The sequence below is a fragment of the Bradyrhizobium sp. KZN70725 genome, from assembly GCF_055264925.1.
Window position 1 is genome coordinate 133,336 of sequence record NZ_JBUYWT010000013.1, and the last position, 19,909, is coordinate 153,244.

Below are 19,909 nucleotides of genomic sequence, written 5' to 3' on the forward strand. Positions count from 1 at the left end.
CCGCCTGGCGGAGAAAGCCTCTCACGCCACCCTCTAAGAGCGAGCTTCGCTCGTCTCGACCCGGTGAAGAGCGGGGCGAGGGGGCAGACGCGCTTCCATGTCTGCCACTCTCGTGCATAATGACGATAAGAAACAAACGAGCTCTCCCATGTCCCTGCAAGCCTATTTCGCCTTCGTCGCCGCCTGCATCGCGCTGGCGCTGCTGCCCGGTCCGATCGTCACGATGGTGATCGCCAACGGGCTGCGCTACGGCACGCGCGCCGCGCTCACCAACGTGCTGGGCGCGCAGGTGGGGCTTGCGATCGTGATCGGCACCGTCGCGGTCGGGCTGACCTCGCTGATGGCGACGATGGGCTACTGGTTCGACTGGGTGCGCTTTGCCGGCGCCGCCTATCTGGTCTGGCTCGGCTTCAAGCTGATCCGCTCTCCGGTCCAGGGCGTCAGCACCGACGACACGCCGCCGCCGCCGCGCGGCGGCTTCTTCCTGCAAGGCTTTCTGGTGCTGCTCTCGAACCCGAAGGTGCTGGTGTTCTTCGGCGCCTTCATCCCGCAGTTCATGGATATGGACAAGCCGCACGTTCCGCAGGTGGCGCTGCTCGGCCTCACCTTCATGGCGACCGCCGTGCTGACCGACGCCGCCTACGCCTTGGCGGCCGGCCGCGCCCGCAAATTCTTCTCCAAGGAGCGGACCCGGCTGATGTCGCGCATCTCGGGCGGCTTCATGATCGGCGGCGGCATCTGGCTGGCGCTGACCCGGGCGCGATAGACCCGCTGGGCGATAGCCTCAAGGTCGTCGTTGACAATGCCGCCGATTTCCAGCCTGGGCAAGCAGCGTAGACGTTTGCTCTAGCCCGGAGGCCGTCAGCCGTGCTTTGATCGGCGACGAAAATTAACCCCTCGTCCGGGGGCATGTCTTTGACCACCGATAGCGTGGATCGGCGTCTGGCAGCGGTTCTGGCGGCCGATATCGCCGGCTACAGCCGGCTGATGGGAATCGACGAGGAAGGCACTCTGGCCAAGCTGAAGTCGGTCAGGCGAGCGTTGCTGGATCCAGCGCTGGCGGCACATCGCGGCCGCGTCGTCAAGACGACCGGCGACGGAATCCTCGTTGAATTCGCCAGCGCCGTCGACGCGGTGCGCAGTGCCGTCGAAGTGCAGCGCCGCATGGCTGATCAGAATGCTGCCGTGCCAGCGGAGCAGCGGCTCGAATTCCGAATCGGAATCCACGTCGGCGACATCATCTTTGACGACAACGATATCTTTGGCGACGGCGTCAACATCGCAGCGCGCCTGGAGGGGATTGCCGAGCCGGGTGGCGTCTGCATTTCCGATGACGTGCAACGGCACATTCGCGGCAAGGTCGATGCAACCTTCGAGGACATGGGGCCGCAGGTCCTGAAGAATATTGCCGAGCCTATTCGGACATGGAGAGTTCGCGTCGGCGGCGCCTCCGCAGCGGCCGCGATCGCGAAGCACGCGTTCACTGCACCGGCTTCCCCAGCCGCGATTGCCGAGAAGGCCTCCATCGCGGTGCTGCCGTTCCAGAATATGAGCGGTGATCCGGAGCAGGAATACTTTGCCGACGGCGTCGTCGAGGACATCATTACGGCGCTGTCGCGCTTCAGATCGCTGTTTGTGATCGCGCGCAATTCAAGCTTCACCTACAAGGGGAAGTCCGTCGACATCAAGCAGGTCGGGCACGAGCTCGGTGTGCGATACGTGCTGGAGGGATCAGTGCGCAAGTCGAGTGGGCGCGTTCGGATCACCGCGCAACTGATCGAGGCCGGCAGCGGTACGCATCTCTGGGCGGACAGGTTCGACGGCGAACTGAGGGATGTGTTCGACCTGCAGGACCAGGTCACCGCGAATGTCGTCAGCATCATAGCTCCGAAGATCCAGCAGAGCGAAATCGAACGAACCCGAACCAAGCCGACCGACCGTCTCGATAGCTACGATCTCTTTCTGAGAGGCATTGCGGCCTACGCAGATCGCTCCAAGTGGGGCGACGCTGAACTCGGCGAGTGGTTCAACAAGGCCTGCGGGCTTGATCCGAACTATGCAGCCGCTCAGGTCATGCTGGCCTATTCGTCGCTGCTGAAACAGACCACGCGCGGCACGCCCCCCGGCGCGGAGGAGTTGGCGGAGGCGCTGCGGATCGCCGAATTCGCCTGCGTGCTGTCCAGCGACGATCCGTTCGTGCTGGCGCGCGCGGCTCACATGTTTGCCTATCTCGGCCACGACTACGATCGCGCCGAGACCATGATCGAAGAGGCGATCTCGCTCAATTCGAACGATGCTGCGGCATGGGATATCGTGGCTGGATTTCGCTCATGTGCGTCCAGCCGGCACGCGCGATCGAAAGTTTTGAGCACAGACTCCGGCTCAGCCCGATCGATCCCGGGCGTGCGTCGATGTGGAACGGAATCAGTTTCGCGCATTTCATGCTCGGTCAGTATGAGCAGGGCCGCGCGGCCGCCGCCAAGGCGCTGGTGATCGGCGAAGACGCACACACGCTCAGCGCGTTGATCATGAACGAAGTCGGCTCGGGGCGCCTCGACGAGGCGCGCTTCATCGCCGGCCGCCTGCTCAAGCTGCGACCCGATTTCCGCGCGTCCTACGCGCGGCAGAATTTTCCGACCAGGACCGTCGAATGGGGCGAACGCATGGTCGCCGTGCTGTGTGAGGCCGGCATTCCGGCGTAGGAATTCCTGGATCTATGCATTCTAGACGCGACGTTGCCTCGAGGCCGCGAATGGGCGCTTGATCCTACGCCACGATCCGCTCGACCACGTCGCGCACCAGGCCCGTCAGCAGCTCGAGCTTGTATCCGGTCATCGGCAGCGGCCTGGCTCCCGAGATCGCCAGCTCGGTGGCTTGCGCGATGGTCGCCGCGTTAATCTGCTTACCCTGCAGCGCCGCCGCGGACGCGGCAAGACGCAGCGGGACCGGGGCGATGCCGCCGGCGGCGATGTGGACCTGCTGGAACGCGCCGCCGGAGATCACCGCACGCACGCAGATCTCGACCAGCGGCCATTCCGCATGCGTCCGGCTGATGGCGCGCTTGTACAGCGCGCGCTCGCCGGCCAGCGGAACGGGGAGCTCGATCCGCTCGATGCGTTCGCCCGGTGCAAGCAGATTGTCGGCCGCGCCGTTGCTGCCGTCGCCGAGCAGCTCGGAGATCGACAAGCCGCTGCGCCGATCGGTGGTGACCTTCGCATCATAGGCGAGCAGCGCCATCGCCATCGTCGACGGATGCGGCGCGACGCATGGGCCGAGATCGAACGCGACGTGATAGAGGTGGTTGCCGGATCGCGCCGGGCAGTCGGGGCCGCCCTTCTTGAGACAGGCGATCTGCGGATTGCGGAAATACCAGCAGCGCGAGCGCTGGGCGAGGTTGCCGCCGAGCGTCGCCATGTGCCGGATCTGCGGCGTGGCGAGGCCCTGCGCGGCTGCGGCGATGCCGGGGTAAGCCTCGGCGAGCCGCGGATCGGATGCGATCGCAGCGATCGTGGTCAGGGCGCCGATGCGGGCCGAGCCGTCCGCATTCCACGCCACGCCGATAGTATCGGGACTGGCGGCGAGATCGATGATCGAGCCGCACGACAGGCCGCTGCGGCGGCGCTCCGACAGATCGGTGCCGGCGGCGCGGAATTCGGGCGCGGAGATGACGTCTGCAGTCGCGACACTCATGCGGCGTCCCTCCCCTTCAGCGCGGCGACGATGCGGTCGGGCCGGATCGGAATCTCGGTGAGGCGGACGCCGATCGCGTTGTGGATCGCGTTGGCGACGGCGGCCGAGGTCGGCACCGTCGACGCCTCGCCGATGCCGACGCTGTTGCCGAGCACATGGTCGAAGCCGGCTTCGTCGAAATGGACCTCGATCTCCGGCGTGTCGGCGATCCCAGGGATACGATAATCCTCCATTCCCGCGGTCAGGACGTCGCCGCTGGTCGGATCAAGCTCGCGCGCCTCGTAGAGCGCGTAGCCGAGGCCCTGGATCACCGCGCCGCAGGCCTGGCTGCGCGCCAGCGCGGGCGCTGCGATCTTGCCGACCGCGATGCCGGTGTGCACGTTGAGCACGCGGACATGGCCGAGCCAGGTGTCGACCTCCACCTCGATCACCTGCACCGAGCTCGGCACGCCGGCGCCGACGGCGATGTTCGAGAAGCGGCGCATCATCCAGCCGAACACCATGCCCATCAGGCCGACTTCGCGCAGCGGCGAGCGGATGCCGGGCGCAGTGTTCTTGCCGTCCTCGCCGCGCGTCTCCACCACCGCGATGTCGGGCGAGCGCGCGATCAGCTCGCGCCAGGGCGCGTTCGAGCCGGGCGCCGGCTTTCGCGTGGCCTGTTCGAGCATCGCGGCCTTCAGCTTCCGCACTGCCTGCAGCGTCGGCGGCATCACCGAGGCGGTGACGCGGCTGCCGCCGGAGCCGGGGCCTTCGGGCAGCGAGGAATCGCCGATCCGCACATCGATCTCACCGGGTTCGAGATCGAACTCGCGCGCGATCGCGTCGGCAAGCACGCTGCGGGTGCCGGTGCCGATGTCCTGCGTCGCCGTGCTAGCAACGATGCGGCCGCCCCTGACCGCGACCTCGACCTTCACCTTCGGCTGCCACAGATAGAGCCAGTAGCCCGTCGCGACCCCGATGCCGCGGCGATAGCGCCCGTTCTGCGCCGGCTTGTGGTTGCGCCAGATCTCGAGCCCTGATGCCCAATCGTAGAGCCGCTGCCGGTTGGGATCGGGATCCCAGCGCTTGCGCAAGGCGATCGGATCGACCTTGAGCCGCAGCGCGGCCTCGTCGATCGATTGCTCCACGGCGAATGCCATCGGCGGACCGCCGGGGCCGCGGAAGGCGGCGCCGGGCGGCAGATTGCTGATGACGTCAAAATCCGAAAGGTCCTTCGCCTCGGCCGGATAGATCAGCCGCGCCAGTCCCGCGATGGTCGAGTTGGTCGCTGCGCCCGTGTCGGCATGCGCGGTGACGGAGAGCGCTTTCAGGGCACCTTGCTCGGAAGGCAGCAGCGCGACCTTCAACTCCGCGGCCGGCCGATAACCGGCGACCGAGAGTTCTTCCTGGCGATCATAGGCGACCCGCACCGGCGCTTTCGCCGCGCGCGCCAGCTCGATCGCGGCAATCGTCTCGGTGCCGAGGCTCGCCTTCGAGCCGAAGCCGCCGCCGACGTGCTCGGCGATCACGCGGACCTTGTCATGATCGAGCTTGTAGCGCTTTGCGATCTGCTCCTTCAGGTGAAACACTTGCTGGGTCGAAACGTGCAGGGTTAGCCGGTCGCCGTCGAAGCGCGCCACCGCGGCGTGGGGCTCGAGACACGCATGCTGTTGCGTGGCGGTGCGGAAGGTGGCTTCGACGAGCAGCTTGTTGTTGGCCTGGCGCGCCTCGTCCACCCAGTTGCGGGCCTTCTTGGCGCGGGTCGAGAACACCGCGGTCGGACCGCGGATATTCTGCTTCCACGGCGCCGGCCCGCCGGCCGCTTCCGAGACGTTGCCGGCCCGCTTGCGGCTCGCCTTGTCGAACACGACGGGCGCATCATCCTTGCGTCCGGCGTCGAGCCCGACCACCGCGGGCAGCCGCTTGCTGGCCAGCTTGATTGCGGCGAGCGCGGCCAGCGCCGTCTTGCGGTCCGGAGCTGCGACCGCCGCAATCGGCTCGCCGACATAGCGCACGATCCGGTCATCGCCGAGCAGCGACACCGCGGCGACGCCCGGGAGCGCGCGCGCCGGCGCGAGATCGAGTGTGGTGATGCGCGCATGCGCCTCGCGCGAGCGCAGGATCAGGCCTTCGAGCTGGCCGTCATGATGGATGTCGACGGTGTATTTCGCCGCGCCCGTCACCTTGTCGCGCGCCTCGATGCGGGGCGCCGTGACGTGATCGCCGTCGAAGCGGCCGGCACAGGCATCCGCCACCGCGCGGAAGATCCCGTCATAGGCGCCGCAGCGGCAGAGATGGCCCGACAGAGCCGCGCCGATCTCCTCGCGCGACGGCACCGCCGTTCCCCTGGTCGCGCGCCAATGGTCGCAGAACGCGGTCGCTTCCACGATGAAGCCGGGCGTGCAGAAGCCGCATTGCAGGGCGTCATGCGCCATGAACGCCTTTTGCACCGGATGCAGCCCGGACGCGCCGATAGCTTCCACCGTCGTCACCGATTTGCCGGCGGCGGCGTGTGCCGGCATCAGGCAGCTTGCGACCGGCGCGCCGTCGACCAGCACGGTGCAGGCGCCGCAGACGCCGGCGCCGCACACCAGCTTGGTGCCGGTGAGCTTGAGCTGGTCGCGCACGATGTCGATCAAGAGCGCATCGGGATCATCGGGCAGGGATTCGACGCGGCCATTGACGGTCGTCGTGCTCATGGATGTCCTCCAGTTGTCCTGCGTGTCGGCCTCTTGGGGATTGCCGCCCTCTCGACGGACGGCTTCTGCGGTTTCGGCAAGGATTTGGACTTGAATTTCGGCTTGGCGCCGGCGCAGAGCGTCCGCACGATGATCGCCATGTCCTTCAGGAACGCTTCCGCCGGCTGCATCGCCGGATACTGCGACTTCGCTGCGTGAATCGACATTTCGACCAGCCGCGCGAACTCGGCCGGCGTCAGGTCCTGCGGCAGCGCAAGCTGCTGCTTGCGCACGACCCGCGCGACCGTCGCGACCATGCGCTCAGCATAGCGCGCAGCGTACGTCTGGAAGAGGTCGCGCGCATGCACGAGGTGCTCGGAATACAGTTCCTCGAGATGCGGCGAGCCGTCCAGCGACCCGATCATGGTCGACATCCGCGCGGTCATGCCCGTAGCGAGGATGTCGCCGAGATCGCTGCCCGCCGCCTCCGCCTCGGCAATGGCGGTGTCCTCGGCTGCGATCGCGCTCTCATGCACGCGCTCGATCACGGCGCGGAACAGCGTTTCCTTGGATTCGAAGTGGTGATAGAGCGCCTGCCGCGTCAGGCCGGCCGCCTCGGCGACCTGCTCGATCGAGGAGCGCCGAAAGCCGTGCCGGCGGAACACCAGCATGGTGGCATCGAGAATGCGGGTTTTCGGTCCCATTTGACGATTTTGACAAATATAGAAAAACTGTCAAATCGCGATTTGGTGAGGAGGCGGTGCTGGGGCTTGATCACCATTCCGCGAGGCCGCCGCGCGGCCGGCGCCCATGTGAACCGCCTTGCGAATGGTCGCGTCGAAGAAACGTGGAGCTCCAAAGATGACCTTCTGGTCCGGAGCTTGCGAGGATACGCACATGACCCAGGTCTTTTTCCATTGCTCGACCACGTACGGGGTGCTGATGGATCGCCGCGGCACCTCGGTGACAAGCCTCTCGGAGGCCTGCGAGGCGGCGACGTGCATGATGCGATCGCTGGTCGCAACGGTCAGCCTGGAAGACTGGCGCGACTGGGTCGTGCATGTCAGCGACGAGTCCGGCGAGGAGATCGTGATCCTGTCCTTCGCATCCGTGCTCGGCAAGCCGCACTGAGAGGGTGCCATGCTGTCACCGCACGCATCATTGCTCTCTCTGCACGACAGCTGGAACGCGATTACGGCGGGCTTGCAGGATCTGATCGCGCGAATTCGCGATCCCTACCGGCCCGAGCTGCACTACATGCGCGGACCGGGTCCCAAATGGCATGCGAAGCACGCCGTTCAAGCTGCGCCCGCCGGTTGAGCGCGGCGCTGTTCAGCTCTCGCTTCTCGCCGGGCGGTACATCTCGCGCCGCCACGCCGCCGGGCTGACGCCGACCACGGCGGAAAACACCCGCGTGAAGTGGCTTTGATTGGCAAAGCCGGCCGAAATCGCGATCTCGGACAGCGACAGGTCGCGCGCGGCCATCAGCTGCTTGGCCACCTTCAGGCGCTGCTGAAGCAGCCATTGGTGCGGTGGCAGGCCGGTGGAGATGTGGAAGGCGCGCGAAAAATGGCCGACCGACAGATCGAGCTCGGCCGCAATCTGCTTCAGCGAAATCTTCCCGCTGAGGTCGGATTCGAGCTTTTCGCAGGCGCGGTTGATCTGCCAGGCGGCGAGGCCGCCACGGGTCGGTCCGGTCGGATGTTGTATTCCGTCATAGGTCCGGGTGACGTGCGCGGTCAGCGCCAGCATCATGTGATCGATGAACAGCTGGTTGGTTTCGTCCGGCCGGTGCAATCCCTCGCGCAGCAGCGCCCCGACATGACGAATGACGCCGTCGTCGTGACCGGTGCCGATTTCGCAGGCCAGTTCGCCGATGCGCGGCGAGCCGGTCTGTTCGGCGAAGTCAGTGAGCGCCGAGCGCGGCAGATAGAAGAACAGCGAGTGGAACGGCTTGTCGATCACGTAGCGCGGATCGCGTTTGAGATCGTAGAGATAGGTCGCGCCCGCCGGGATGTCCCGCTTCATGAGGCACTTGCCGCCCTCCCACAATTCGCAGTCCGGATAATCGTGCAGCTTCAGGCTGACCAGAAAGGCATCCTCGGCGGTGAGCGATCCGGACAGCCCGGGCACCGGGTTGTCGTCCCGGGTTTCGGTGACCGCGAGTTCGGCGCTGCGCAGCGTGCGCGTGATCAGCGCCGGCGGCGTATCCCTCAGGCGTAGGAATTGCCCGAGCCGCTGCCCGTAGGCGCCCGCCTGTGCCATGCGTGTTGAGTCCATCATTGATGTGCGGCCGGGCAGGGACTTGTCAGTCAACCTGCGAAGCCGTCACTCATTATCCGGGATTGCTGCGGCGCAGTCCAATTGTCTCAGGCGATCATGAACGATGCTGCCGGTCGTTCAGCGCAATGCGATTCCGGAATGAATTCAACTGCTTTGGTCCAATCGACCGTGCCGGACGCAGAAATGTCGCAGCCGCGCGCTTGGCGCAGAATTGGGCAAAGCATGGCCGTTTCAGGAAAGACATTCGAACTGCGCGGCGCTTAGGTCCGGCGGGCAGTTCCGCGCCTCATGGGTCCGACAGACCGGCCCGCAAGGAGGGAGCGCATGAGCCTTCAAACGCGAGCACAGGTGATGAGTAAGCCGATCCTGCACGATCCTTTGCGGGATTCGCCCGCCGCATCCGAAGCGCGGCCGGCCGAGGCACCGGCCGGTCCGCGCTGCCCGGCCGGCCAGGAGATGGCCCGCGTGCTCAAGACGCAGCCGCTTCGCATGGCGGCCGACCCGTCGAGCGGCGCGATCGCCTATTGGAAGCATGACGCCCTGCACGACGTGGTCAGGCCGATGGTCGACCATGTCGTCATGAGCTATCCCGCCGGCTCGCAGCGGCTGGAGCGGCGGACCGGCAGGGTGGCTTCGATCGGAACGGCGCGGTCCGGGGTCGTGACGATCATTCCGGCCGGCTCGAGCTCGCGCTGGGATATCCACCAGTCGGTACACGTCGTTCAGCTCTATCTTCCGCATGCGACGCTGGCGCGCGTCGCCGGCGAGGCCGACACCGCCGCTCCCGGCGATCTGCTGGAGCGCACCGGGCATCCCGATCCAATTACATCGCGGTTGCTGCTGAGCGCCGCTGATGCGCTCGATGGCAGCGCGGCGCTGGATGCGCTGTTCCGGCAGCAACTGACGGATCTCTTGGCCACGCGCCTGCTGTCGGCGCATGCCGGCGTGCCTGCTACGGTGCAGGCGACCGTGGGCGGTCTGGCGCCGACCGCGCTGCGCCGCGCCATCGAGCGGTTGCGCTTCGCGGCGCTGGCGACGGACGCCGGCCTGTCGCGCTTTCACTTCTGCCGCGCCTTCAAGGAAAGCACCGGGCTCTCGCCGCATGCCTGGTTGCGCCAGCACCGGCTCGAGCAGGCCATGAACATGCTGCGCGACACCGACGCATCCGTGGTCTCGATCGCGGCGGCGCTCGGCTACAGTTCGCAGACCGCGTTCGCGGCCGCGTTCAGGAAGCTGACCGGCGAAACCCCGAGCGATTGGCGGCGGCGCCTGCGGTAGAGCGTTTTCGAGCAAAGAACCGAAAATGCTCTAGCCGCAATCGCTCTTCAGGTCGGGCAATCGCTCTGGGGCACTCATAAGGCCAATTCGCTAGATCACCGTGGCGCCCACGCCAACAACGGAGACAAGCGATGGCCTGGAAGGATTTCGGTAGCTCCCTTGCAGTCACGCGGCGACGCCGGGTCCTCGCGACTGCACTGATGTACGGGCTTACGCTCACCGTCCGCTTCACGTCGGCAACCGGCGAGGATGCCGATGCGCCGGCGCAGGCCGCTCAGGGCGCCGATGCCATGACGTCGGTGATGATCAGCGACGCCGCCCAGGCGCTCTACCGGGACTGGCTCCCGGGGGCCGCGCTGCCGATCGGCCTTCAGCATGGAGCGCTGTCGGGCGCGAGAGGCTGCCGCGCAGCCTGCATGCCCGGGGCGCGTACGCCGTTCCTGTCGAGCTGCGCCGCCCGGCAATAGGCGCTCGCTTTTCGTTTCACCTCTTCGCGTCGCCGATCGCGAGGCTTCGCCGCAAGCGGCAGGCAGCGGCGGCAACGCGCGGACATCAGAGACTGCCAACCCAGAGGAGATACCCATGCGAATTGTCATCATCGGCGCCGGCTTTGCCGGCATGTACGCCGCGCTCTCCGCAGCCCGCCTGCGCGACATCAAGGGCGTTTCGCCCGAGGAGCTCGAGATCGCGCTGGTCGCGCCGGAGCCGACCCTGGTGGTGCGCCCGCGGCTCTACGAGCCGAAGCCGGAGACACTGACCGCGCCGCTGCTCGACGTCTTCAACGCGATCGACGTCGTCTATGTGCAGGGCAGCGCCGAAGCCGTCGACACCAAGGCCCGCACCGTGCAGATCGTCACCGCCAAGGACGCGCGCAAGACGCTGCCTTATGATCGCCTTGTGGTGGCGACCGGCAGCCGGCTGTTCCGTCCGAACGTACCCGGTCTCGCCGAGCATGGCTTCAGCGTCGACAATCTTGCGGATGCGATCGCGCTCGATCGCCATCTGCACGACCTCGCCAGGCAGCCGGCATCAGTGGCACGCGACACCGTGGTCGTTGCCGGCGGCGGCTTCACCGGCATCGAGGCGGCGACCGAGATGCCGGCGCGGCTCCGGGACATTCTCGGCAGCGACGCCAAGCCGCGCGTCGTGATCGTCGATCGCAACGTGGCGATCGCGCCCGACATGGGCGAGGGCCCGCGCCCGATCATCGAGGACGCGATGCGCAAGCTCGGCGTCGAAGGCCGCTTCGGCGCCGGCGTCGTCGAGGTCAGCAAGTCCGGCGTCACGCTCTCCAGCGGCGAGCATATCGAGGCCGCGACCGTGGTCTGGGCGGCGGGCATTCGCGCCGCGCCGCTGACCACGCAGATCCCGGCGGAGCGCGACAATTTCGGCCGGCTGCTGGTCGATCGCGATCTGCGCGTACCGTCGGTCGCGGGTGTGTTCGCCACCGGCGATGCGGCGCGTGCCGCATGCGACGATGTCGGCAATTACGCGCTGATGTCGTGCCAGCACGCGACGCGGATGGGCGCCTTTGCCGGCAACGCCGCGGCCGAGCTGCTCGGTGTCCCGACCAGGCCGTATCACCAGAAGGCCTATGTCACCTGCCTCGACCTCGGCGAGGCCGGTGCGCTGTTCACCCGCGGCTGGGAGCGCAAGGTCGAGATGGTCGGCGATGTGGCCAAGAAGACCAAGCGGGAGATCAACACCGTCTGGATCTATCCGCCGCGCGCCGAGCGTGCCGCGGCGCTGGCATCGGCCGATCCGGAGCACGTCACCGAAGTCTGACGCTGAGCTCGGCGAGAGCACCGCAACTGCGATCATCGCTTCCGCGCACGGCGTCGTTCGATCGCTGTGCGCGGAACTGACTCGAAGTATCGCGGAGCGAAACGCAGTTTAGAATCGTCCTTAGAAGCGCTCGAAAAATCTGAGGCGCATTGACGCAGTTTCGCTGCGTTCACGTTGCGAGCTCGCAACACCATCGGCGATAAGCCCAACACTGGATGTGTTCTAATCACCGATCAGCTGCGTACGTCTTTCATCGTGTTAGTGACGGCGAGGATGAAGGCGATGTGAGTTGACGGGGGTCGGATGTTTCGTCGCACTGCGCTGGCGGCCGGGTACATGGCCGGCAGCGGTTTGTTCGTGCTGAGTGTGGTGATGCCGCGAGAAAGCGTTGCGCAATCGGCGCTGCCGCCGGTGACGGTCGAGGCGCCGAAACAACAGCAGCAGGCGCGGCGAACGCTGCCGGCGCGACGCGCGGCGCGTCCTGCACGTACGACGCCGCGATCGATCGCGAACCGGGCGCCCGCGCAGAACGTTCCAGCACCGGGGGCAGGTGGCGGCGGAGAGCGCGGCAACGGGCCGGTCACCGGCTATCTCGCCAGCCAGAGCGTCACCGCAACCAAGACCGACAGCCCGGTGCTGACGACGCCGCAGTCGATCTCGATCGTCACCCAGGATCAGATCCAGGCGCAGGGTGCGCAGAACATCACCGAAGCGCTGCGCTACACGCCCGGCGTGACGATCGAGAGTTTTGGCGCCAACGCGTTCTTCGACGAGTTCAAGCTGCGGGGGTTCACCGCGCCGCGCTATCTCGACGGGCTGCGGCTGCCGACCGACACCACGACCTTCGCGGTCCCGCGCATCGAGACCTATGGTCTCGAGCGCATCGAGGTCCTGAAGGGGCCATCATCCGGCCTGTACGGACAGTCCGATCCGGGCGGCCTGTTGAACCTGGTCAGCAAGCGGCCCACCGAGACGCCGCATTACGAGATCGAGGGCAGCTTCGGCTCGTTCGATCGCTTCCAGGGCGCCTTCGATATCGGTGGCCCGGCCGACAAGGACGGCCGGTTCCTTTACCGCATCGTCGGCCTTGGCCGCGACAGCAACAGCCAGACCGACTTCGTTCAGGACAACAAGCTGTTCCTCGCGCCGAGCTTCACCTGGCGCCCGACCTACGACACCAGCTTCACCGTGCTCTCGCAGTACCAGAAGGTCGACAACAAGGGTTACCAGCAATACGTCCCGGGACAGGTGTCCTTCCTGCCCAACCCCAACGGACATATTCCCTACAGTCGTTACCTCGGCGAGCCCGGGCTGGATGGCTATCATCTCGAGCAGTTCGCGGTCGGCTACGCGTTCGAGCATCGCTTCGACAACATCTTCCAGTTCCGGCAAAACCTCCGCTACACCCAGGTCAGCAACGACCTCGCATCGGTGCGGACCGAGGGCATGGTGACGGATCGTCTGGTCGCGCGCACCTACAACTACGTCAAGGCCAACGCCGCCAATGTCGCGCTCGACAATCAGCTGCAGGCGGATTTCGCCACCGGGCCGCTGGTCCACAAGGTGCTGGCCGGCGTCGACTACTTCGATCTGTGGGCGAACACGGACTATCGCACGACGCCGATTGCGCCGATCGATGCCTATAGCCCGGTCTACGGCACCGCCGTTCCGTTAGCCAGCTCGCTGGCGCCTTTCATTCTGCGCGACGACAGGCAGTCGCAGCTCGGCGCCTATCTGCAGGATCAGATCAAGCTCGATCGCTGGACGCTGACCATGAGCGGCCGCCAGGACTGGGTCAGCTCCGGCTTCACCAGCATGGCGTTCTATCCGCCGGCCGGCCATTATTCGCGCGATGACTCGGCGCAAACCGGGCGCATCGGCCTGAGCTACCTGTTCGATATCGGCCTCGCGCCCTATGTCAGCTACGGGACCTCGTTCACGCCCAACCTCGGCGCCGACAGCGCCGGCCGGTCGTTCAGGCCGACGACGGGCGAGGGCGCGGAAGTCGGCGTCAAGTTCAAGCCGAACGGCTCGAACTTCATGGTGACGGCCGCGGCGTTCGATATCCGTCAGCAGGACGTATTGACGGCCGATCCGTTAAACCCGCTGTTCAACGTGCAGACCGATGCCGTGCGCGTCCGCGGCCTCGAGCTCGAGCTGAAGGGCAATCTCACGCGCGAGCTCGAGATCACGGCGGGATACACCCATCTCGACCCGCGGGTGACGACGAGCATTGCCGGCTATGCCGGCAAGTACATGATGAACACGGCGCAGGACCAGGTCGCGGTCTGGGGCAAGTATAGCTGGTATGACGGCGCGCTCGCGGGCCTTGGGCTCGGCCTCGGCGTGCGCTATGTCGGCGAGACCTACGGCGACAACTTCAATACCTTTGTCATTCCCTCCTATGCCTTGCTCGATGCGTCGGTCAGCTACGACTTCGCCTATCTGCGGCCGGACCTGAGGGGATGGAAGGCGCAGGTCAACGTCACCAACCTGACCGACCACTTCTACGTTGCATCCTGCCTGACCGGGCTTCCCTATTGCGGCCTCAGTAATGGCCGCACGGTGCTGGGCACGATGAAGTACACCTGGAACTAAAGCATGATCCGGAAAAGTGCTAAGCGGTTTTCCGAAAAGATCATGCTTCAACAAGAGGCTAAAGCTCGATGACGATCCAACCTGATCCCATCGCGCTTTAGGTAACGAAATTGACTGCGACGACCAGATCCTTGCGGCGATGGGGCGCTGTTCATAAATGGACCAGCCTCATCTGCACGCTGTTCATGCTGCTGCTCTGCATCACCGGCCTGCCGCTGATCTTCCACGAGCAGATCGACGATCTCCTGCACAGCCAGGTCAAGCCGGCCGACGTGCCGCCAGGCACGCCGCCGGCCAATCTGGACCGTCTGCTCTTCAACGCGCTGGCGCAGGCGCCCGGGAAGGTGCCTCACTTCCTGATCTGGGATCGCGACGATCCGAGCGCGATGTTCGTCAGCGTCGGCCCGACCATCGATGCCGATCCGACCAATAATTTGCTGATCCGGATGGACACCCATACCGGCGCCTATCTCGATGCGCCCGACGTGACCGGCCGCTTCACCTACATCATGTTGAAGCTGCACACCGACATGTTCGCGGGCCTGCCCGGCAAGCTGTTCCTCGGATTGATGGGGATCCTGTTCTGCGTCGCGATCATCTCCGGCATCGTGGTCTATGCGCCGTCGATGCGGAAACTGCGTTTCGGCGCCTATCGCGCGCAACGGACCCGCGTCGTGCGCTGGCTCGACGTCCATAATCTCGCGGGCATCCTGCTCGTCGCCTGGACGCTGGTCGTCGGCTTCACCGGGGTCATCAACACCTGGGCCGATCTCGTGCTCAAGATGTGGCAGTTCGGCCAGCTCGCCGAAATGACCGCCCAGTACAAGGACCGGCCGGTGCCGTCGAAGCTGACCTCGCTGAATGCGGCGGTCGAAGTGGCCACCCATGCGGTGCCCGGCATGACGCCGAGCTTCGTCGCCTACCCGGGAACCCTGTTCAGCAGCAAGAGTCATTATGCGGTGTTCCTGCACGGCGATACGCCGCTGACCTCGCGGCTGCTCAAGCCGGCGCTGATCGACGCAGAAACCGGCAAGCTGACCGACACAAGGGACATGCCCTGGTATGTGACGACCCTGTTCGTCTCGCAGCCGCTGCATTTCGGCGACTATGGCGGCATGCCGCTCAAGATCGTCTGGGCGCTGCTCGACATCCTGACCATCCTCATCCTCGTGACCGGCGTGTATCTGTGGATGCGTCGCCGCAAGGCCGGCGTGAGCCAGGAACGCGCGATCGCCAACGCCGCCTCCCTCGACAACCCCGCATTATCGTCGTGACGTCAGCATGGTCTCGCATCGTTCATTGACCCAGATCTTCGCCGTCCCGCTCGTCATCGCGATCGTGAGCACGGTCGGATTGATCAGCGCGCTGGTCGGCGACGGCTGGTGGGATGCGGTCTCGTGGGCCGGGCTCGGCCTGCCTGTGCTGCTCTATCTGGTGTTCATCTGGCGGCGCCAGCCGAATTGATCGGGTTCGCCTGATCGCGCCTCGAACCGGCCGGGCAATCAGCAAAGCCGGTCCAATCGGAATATGCCGATCCCTGCGGTGTCTCATCCGCGGAGATGCGCAAGAAGCCGAACGAGCAATCGAATAGCAGTCGCGGCCGCGCAGGTGTCTGGCGTGTGGCGTCGCGCCGGCATTGTAAGATGACAGGTCTTCACTCCGGGAGCCCCGCCATGCGTAGCGGATTGACCAATGCATCCAGGTCGCCTTGTCGGCGATACGGAAGCAGCCTGGCCCAGCGGGCCAGGCTGAAATTGGGGTGGCCCGCCAGCAAGTCGCTTGAGATCATGCGCGCTTCATCTTGCCGGCCGAGATTCCAAAGCGCCGCTATGAGTGTCGACTGCGCGGTCAGCCAGAACGGCCGCTGCCTCAGAACGCGGGAGGCTATATCGTGCGCCGCCGCGAAATCTCCGAGATGAAATCTTGCGCGCGCTTCGTCCACCATGGATTCGTTGCGCTCAATCGGACTGAGCCGTTGGGCGTGTTCCTCGTAGAGGACGGCTTTTCGGAAATTGCCGGCGTAGCCGTGGTACATGCCCGCCATGTGATGGGCGTCAGAGCTGCTGGGAGCGAGGCTGATCGCGGTTTCTCCTGCTGCCACGGCCTCATCATGACGGCGTTGATAGGTACGAACATAGCCGATCACCAGGTATGCTTCCCCGAAGCTGGGGTCGGCGGCGAGAGCCCGATCAGCGCAGCCCAGTGCGGCTTGATACGCTTCATTTTCATCCTTGATCCAACCGAAGCGCGCCTGGTCAGTCAGGGTCAGACCCAACAAGTAGAGCGCAGGCATAAACGAGCCGTTGATCTCGAGCGCCTGTTCAAAGAGCTTCCGGGCCTGTGCGTGAGTTTGCCTTGCGAAATGAACGTACAGGGCGCGTCCCTTTAAGACATACTCATAAGCCAGCGGACTGCCCGAGCGCTTTCTCCACACCCTCGCGCGTTCGCCGACCGTCAACTGGACCTCAAGCGCTTCGACGATCTCTTGCGTAATTCGGTCCTGGAGATCGAACACGTCGTCCAGGTCTCCGTCAAAGCGATCCGCCCAGAGATGACCGCCGTCTCGACCATCAATCAACTGCGCCGTCAACCTGATGCGATTGCCGATCTTTCGAACGCTCCCCTCCAGCAGATAACGAGCACCCAGGATCTGCCCGATTTCGCGAATGTCCCGGTTCTGCCCCTTGAACGCGAAGCTCGAGTTGCGAGCTATCACCATCAATTCCTGAATCTTTGACAGGGTCGTAAGGACGTCTTCCGCGATCCCATCCGCGAAATACTCCTGCTCGTTGTCTCCGCTCATGTTCTGAAACGGCAGCACCGCGATGGAGGGCTTTCCCGAAAGCGGGCGCATGTGATGCGATTCGGCGGGAGTTGGATGGCGCTCAGGCGAAGGTCTGGCGCCAATCTTCATTCGCCAGGCGCGGATCGGTTCAGTGATGTTTTTCAGATTCTGTTGGCCCATGTCTTCGAAGGCTGCATCGACCTTGCCCCGGATCTGCCGGTAGGCGTCGTCGGACAGGCATATGCCGCCCGGGTCCGCGATGTTCTCCAGCCGCGCGGCGATGTTGACGCCGTCGCCGAAGATGTCGTCGTTGTCGATGATGATGTCGCCGACGTGAATGCCGATGCGAAATTCGATCCGCTGCTGTTGCGGTGCGGATGCGTTAAGCTCCGCCATCCTGCTCTGGACTTCTACAGAGCTGCGCATTGCATCGACGGCGCTGCCGAATTCGACCAGCATGCCGTCGCCGGTCGTTTTGACGATGCGGCCGCGATGAGCGGCGATCGTTGGATCAATGAGATTCTTTCTGGCCGCCTTGAGCCGCGCGAGCGTGCCTTCCTCGTCCGTTCCCATCAGGCGAGTGTAGCCGGCGACATCTGCCGCCAGCACTGCTGCCAGTCGCCTTTCCACTCGCTCGGGCGCCACGGACTACCCTAACTTGGAAGTTCAACCCAGCCAATTAAAGCACGTCGAGCCGCCTTCGGGCTAGAGGCCACGCCCTGGCTGACCGTCAGTCGCTAGTGTCCCGAGTCACAAGTTCGCAATCATAGATTCGCAGTAGATTCGCGTCGCTGTGCCAAGGATGGAGGCAAACAGCGGCGGAGTCTCCAATGGCGGTCCAGCAACTTGCCCCCCTGATATTGAGTGATGATGAGCGGGCTGAACTGACGTCGCTGACGATGCGGCGGAAGACGGCTCAGGCGCTGGCTCTGAGAGCCCGGATCGTGCTGACCTGTGCGGAAGGTGGTCAGAACACGGAAGTGGCGGTCAAGCTCGGGCTGGACCGGCAGACCGTAGGCAAGTGGCGGCGGCGCTTTATGGCACAGCGTGTGGCCGGGCTGCACGACGAGCCGCGTTCCGGCGCGCCGCGCACGATTGACGATGCCCGCATCGAAGCCGTGATCGTGAGGACGTTGGAGAGTTGCCCTGAGAACGCCACTCATTGGAGCTCCCGCGACATGGCCAAGACCAGCGGCCTATCGGTATCGACGGTCCAACGCATCTGGCGGGCCTTCGGGCTCCAGCCGCACCGGATGGAGACGTTCAAGCTCTCGACCGATCCGAACTTCGTGGCCAAAGTGCGCGATGTCGTGGGCCTCTACGTCTCACCACCCGAGCACGCCATCGTTCTGTGTGTGGATGAGAAGTCCCAAATCCAGGCGCTGGACCGCAGCCAGCCGTTGCTGCCGATGCGTCCCGGCCAGGCGGCCCGAAGGAGCCATGACTACAAAAGGCATGGCACCACATCGTTGTTCGCCGCCCTCGATATTGCGACGGGACGGGTCATCGGCAAATGCTACGGGCGCCACCGCACCGCCGAGTTCCGCAAGTTCCTTGACGAGATCGAGGCTGCCGTACCGCGCGAACTCGACGTCCATCTCGTCATGGACAATTACGTCACGCACAAGACCCCAATGATCCGGAGATGGCTCGCCAAAAGGCCGCGTTGGCACGTGCACCTGACCCCGACCAGTTCGTCATGGCTCAACCAAGTCGAGCGCTTCTTCGCGCTCCTCACCGATAAGAAGATCAGGCGCGGCGTCTATCGCAGCGTAGCCGCCCTCAGGGCGGACATCGCCTCGTTCATCGAACGACACAACGCCGATCCAAAACCGTTCCGATGGACCAAATCCGCCGATGATATCCTTGCTTCCATCGAGCGCTTCTGCCGTTACAATGCCCCGGCAAAACAAGCCCCGATGTTGCGAACTTCTGGTTCAGGACACTAGATCAGCGCTTCCGTGCGCAGCGTCGCCTCGATCTCGCCGAGGATGCGCGCCAGCCGTTCGGCCCACGCGGTCTCGCCGGCCTGGTCGGAGATCAGGTCCTGGCGGATCTCGATGCCCGAGTTCATCAGGCCGCGTGCCTCGCCATGCACGGGGATCGTGTAGTCGGTCTCGTCGCTGACCGCATAGGGCTCGTTGTCGCCGACCACGAGATCGCCCTCGGCGCGCAGATGCTTCAGCAGCAGCGGCGGCAGCACCGTGTCGCGGTGGTAGAGCGTGCCGATGTGCCAGGGTCGCGCGATGCCGGCGTAGATCGGCGTGAAGCTGTGCAGCGACACCAGCAGCGTCGGCAGGCCCCGACGCGCGCGCGCGTCGATGATCTCGTCGATGCGTTTGTGATAGGGATCGAAGATCTGCGCGTGGCGCATCTCGGCGGCCTCGCGCGACAGGCCTTCATTGCCCGGCACCGTGGTGGCCTCGCTGATCAGCGGGATCGAGCTTGCGACATGCGGCGGACGGTTGCAGTCGATCACGAGCCGCGAATAGCGCTGCGCGATCAAATGCGCGCCGAGCCGGTCCGAGAGGCGGGTTGCGACGCCGGCGATGCCGATGTCCCAGGCGATGTGCCGCACGAGTTCGTCTTCGGGCAGGCCGAGATCGCCGAGCGGAGAGGGAATCAGCCTGCCGTAGTGGTCGCAGGTGAACAGGAACGGCGAGCGGCCGCCGGCATTGTGTTCAAGAACCGGTGAAGCGTCGGTGCTCGCGAGCAGGAACGATGGACCGCCTCCGTAATTCAAGGGCTTTTTTCCTCAACTTTGCCTATTCAGGCGGCATGCTGATCTGGAATCGGGCAGCTTTCTCTATAGATTATGCAGCCCGAAATCACG

Annotated in this window: 18 protein-coding genes; 12 read left to right on the forward strand and 6 right to left on the reverse strand. The window is 65.1% G+C overall.

Annotated features, from left to right (window positions below; translation table 11 throughout):
- The first annotated feature begins 148 nt into the window (after positions 1 to 148).
- From ACZBJS_RS15365 to ACZBJS_RS15375, 3 genes are all read left to right on the forward strand, one after another.
- Positions 149 to 766: a LysE family translocator gene (locus ACZBJS_RS15365; protein WP_316395553.1), complete on the forward strand. Its 618-nt coding sequence runs from the start codon at positions 149 to 151 to the stop codon at positions 764 to 766.
- A 149-nt stretch (positions 767 to 915) separates the two neighbouring features.
- Positions 916 to 2,493, forward strand: coding sequence for an adenylate/guanylate cyclase domain-containing protein (locus ACZBJS_RS15370; RefSeq protein WP_316395554.1), 1,578 nt, complete (start codon positions 916 to 918; stop codon positions 2,491 to 2,493).
- Positions 2,442 to 2,702, forward strand: a complete 261-nt coding sequence (locus ACZBJS_RS15375; protein ID WP_316395555.1) for a hypothetical protein — start codon at positions 2,442 to 2,444, stop codon at positions 2,700 to 2,702. The genes ACZBJS_RS15370 and ACZBJS_RS15375 overlap by 52 nt, the downstream gene beginning before the upstream one ends.
- Positions 2,703 to 2,766: 64 nt before the next feature.
- Here the strand turns inward: ACZBJS_RS15375 and ACZBJS_RS15380 are convergent, their stop codons facing one another.
- From ACZBJS_RS15380 to ACZBJS_RS15390, 3 genes are read right to left on the reverse strand one after another with little or no spacing between them, the layout of a single operon-like run.
- Entirely contained in the window at positions 2,767 to 3,690 is a 924-nt protein-coding gene (locus ACZBJS_RS15380) for an FAD binding domain-containing protein (RefSeq protein WP_057018074.1), read from the reverse strand.
- The gene (locus ACZBJS_RS15385; protein ID WP_316395556.1) at positions 3,687 to 6,368 is read right to left on the reverse strand and encodes a molybdopterin-dependent oxidoreductase; all 2,682 of its coding nucleotides are present in this window, start codon (positions 6,366 to 6,368) and stop codon (positions 3,687 to 3,689) included. The genes ACZBJS_RS15380 and ACZBJS_RS15385 overlap by 4 nt, the downstream gene beginning before the upstream one ends.
- Entirely contained in the window at positions 6,365 to 7,051 is a 687-nt protein-coding gene (locus tag ACZBJS_RS15390; RefSeq protein ID WP_316395557.1) for a TetR/AcrR family transcriptional regulator, read from the reverse strand. The genes ACZBJS_RS15385 and ACZBJS_RS15390 overlap by 4 nt, the downstream gene beginning before the upstream one ends.
- Positions 7,052 to 7,244: 193 nt before the next feature.
- Between ACZBJS_RS15390 and ACZBJS_RS15395 the strand changes: the two genes are divergently transcribed.
- On the forward strand, positions 7,245 to 7,478 hold the full coding sequence (locus tag ACZBJS_RS15395) for a DUF6894 family protein (protein WP_316395558.1): 234 nt from the start codon (positions 7,245 to 7,247) through the stop codon (positions 7,476 to 7,478).
- 9 nt (positions 7,479 to 7,487) lie between these two features.
- A complete protein-coding gene (locus ACZBJS_RS15400) occupies positions 7,488 to 7,667 on the forward strand; it encodes a hypothetical protein (RefSeq protein ID WP_316395559.1) in 180 nt (59 codons plus the stop codon).
- 12 nt (positions 7,668 to 7,679) lie between these two features.
- Here ACZBJS_RS15400 and ACZBJS_RS15405 read toward each other — a convergent pair whose 3' ends face one another.
- Positions 7,680 to 8,612 (reverse strand): AraC family transcriptional regulator, encoded by a 933-nt coding sequence (locus ACZBJS_RS15405; RefSeq protein ID WP_316395560.1) that lies wholly within the window; start codon positions 8,610 to 8,612, stop codon positions 7,680 to 7,682.
- Between the two features lie 369 nt (positions 8,613 to 8,981).
- Between ACZBJS_RS15405 and ACZBJS_RS15410 the strand changes: the two genes are divergently transcribed.
- The 6 genes from ACZBJS_RS15410 (at position 8,982) to ACZBJS_RS15435 (ending at position 15,755) form a co-directional block, all read left to right on the forward strand.
- Positions 8,982 to 9,908, forward strand: a complete 927-nt coding sequence (locus ACZBJS_RS15410; protein ID WP_316395584.1) for a helix-turn-helix domain-containing protein — start codon at positions 8,982 to 8,984, stop codon at positions 9,906 to 9,908.
- 131 nt (positions 9,909 to 10,039) lie between these two features.
- Positions 10,040 to 10,375, forward strand: a complete 336-nt coding sequence (locus ACZBJS_RS15415; protein WP_316395561.1) for a hypothetical protein — start codon at positions 10,040 to 10,042, stop codon at positions 10,373 to 10,375.
- 115 nt (positions 10,376 to 10,490) lie between these two features.
- Positions 10,491 to 11,693: an NAD(P)/FAD-dependent oxidoreductase gene (locus ACZBJS_RS15420; RefSeq protein ID WP_316395562.1), complete on the forward strand. Its 1,203-nt coding sequence runs from the start codon at positions 10,491 to 10,493 to the stop codon at positions 11,691 to 11,693.
- A 336-nt stretch (positions 11,694 to 12,029) separates the two neighbouring features.
- Complete coding sequence (locus ACZBJS_RS15425; protein WP_410469712.1) at positions 12,030 to 14,291, forward strand: TonB-dependent siderophore receptor; 2,262 nt, start codon at positions 12,030 to 12,032, stop codon at positions 14,289 to 14,291.
- 131 nt (positions 14,292 to 14,422) lie between these two features.
- A complete protein-coding gene (locus tag ACZBJS_RS15430) occupies positions 14,423 to 15,565 on the forward strand; it encodes a PepSY-associated TM helix domain-containing protein (protein ID WP_463438856.1) in 1,143 nt (380 codons plus the stop codon).
- 7 nt (positions 15,566 to 15,572) lie between these two features.
- Positions 15,573 to 15,755, forward strand: coding sequence for a hypothetical protein (locus ACZBJS_RS15435; protein WP_316395565.1), 183 nt, complete (start codon positions 15,573 to 15,575; stop codon positions 15,753 to 15,755).
- Positions 15,756 to 15,945: 190 nt separating this feature from the next.
- Here ACZBJS_RS15435 and ACZBJS_RS15440 read toward each other — a convergent pair whose 3' ends face one another.
- A complete protein-coding gene (locus ACZBJS_RS15440; protein WP_463438857.1) occupies positions 15,946 to 17,685 on the reverse strand; it encodes an adenylate/guanylate cyclase domain-containing protein in 1,740 nt (579 codons plus the stop codon).
- A 221-nt stretch (positions 17,686 to 17,906) separates the two neighbouring features.
- On the opposite strand from ACZBJS_RS15440, the gene ACZBJS_RS15445 reads away from it, so the two are divergent.
- Entirely contained in the window at positions 17,907 to 19,025 is a 1,119-nt protein-coding gene (locus tag ACZBJS_RS15445) for an IS630 family transposase (protein WP_141343495.1), read from the forward strand.
- On the opposite strand, the gene ACZBJS_RS15450 is transcribed toward ACZBJS_RS15445, so the two are convergent.
- Positions 19,022 to 19,819 (reverse strand): N-formylglutamate amidohydrolase, encoded by a 798-nt coding sequence (locus tag ACZBJS_RS15450; protein WP_316395568.1) that lies wholly within the window; start codon positions 19,817 to 19,819, stop codon positions 19,022 to 19,024. The two genes, ACZBJS_RS15445 and ACZBJS_RS15450, sit on opposite strands and share 4 nt — an antisense overlap.
- Between the last annotated feature and the right edge of the window lie 90 nt (positions 19,820 to 19,909).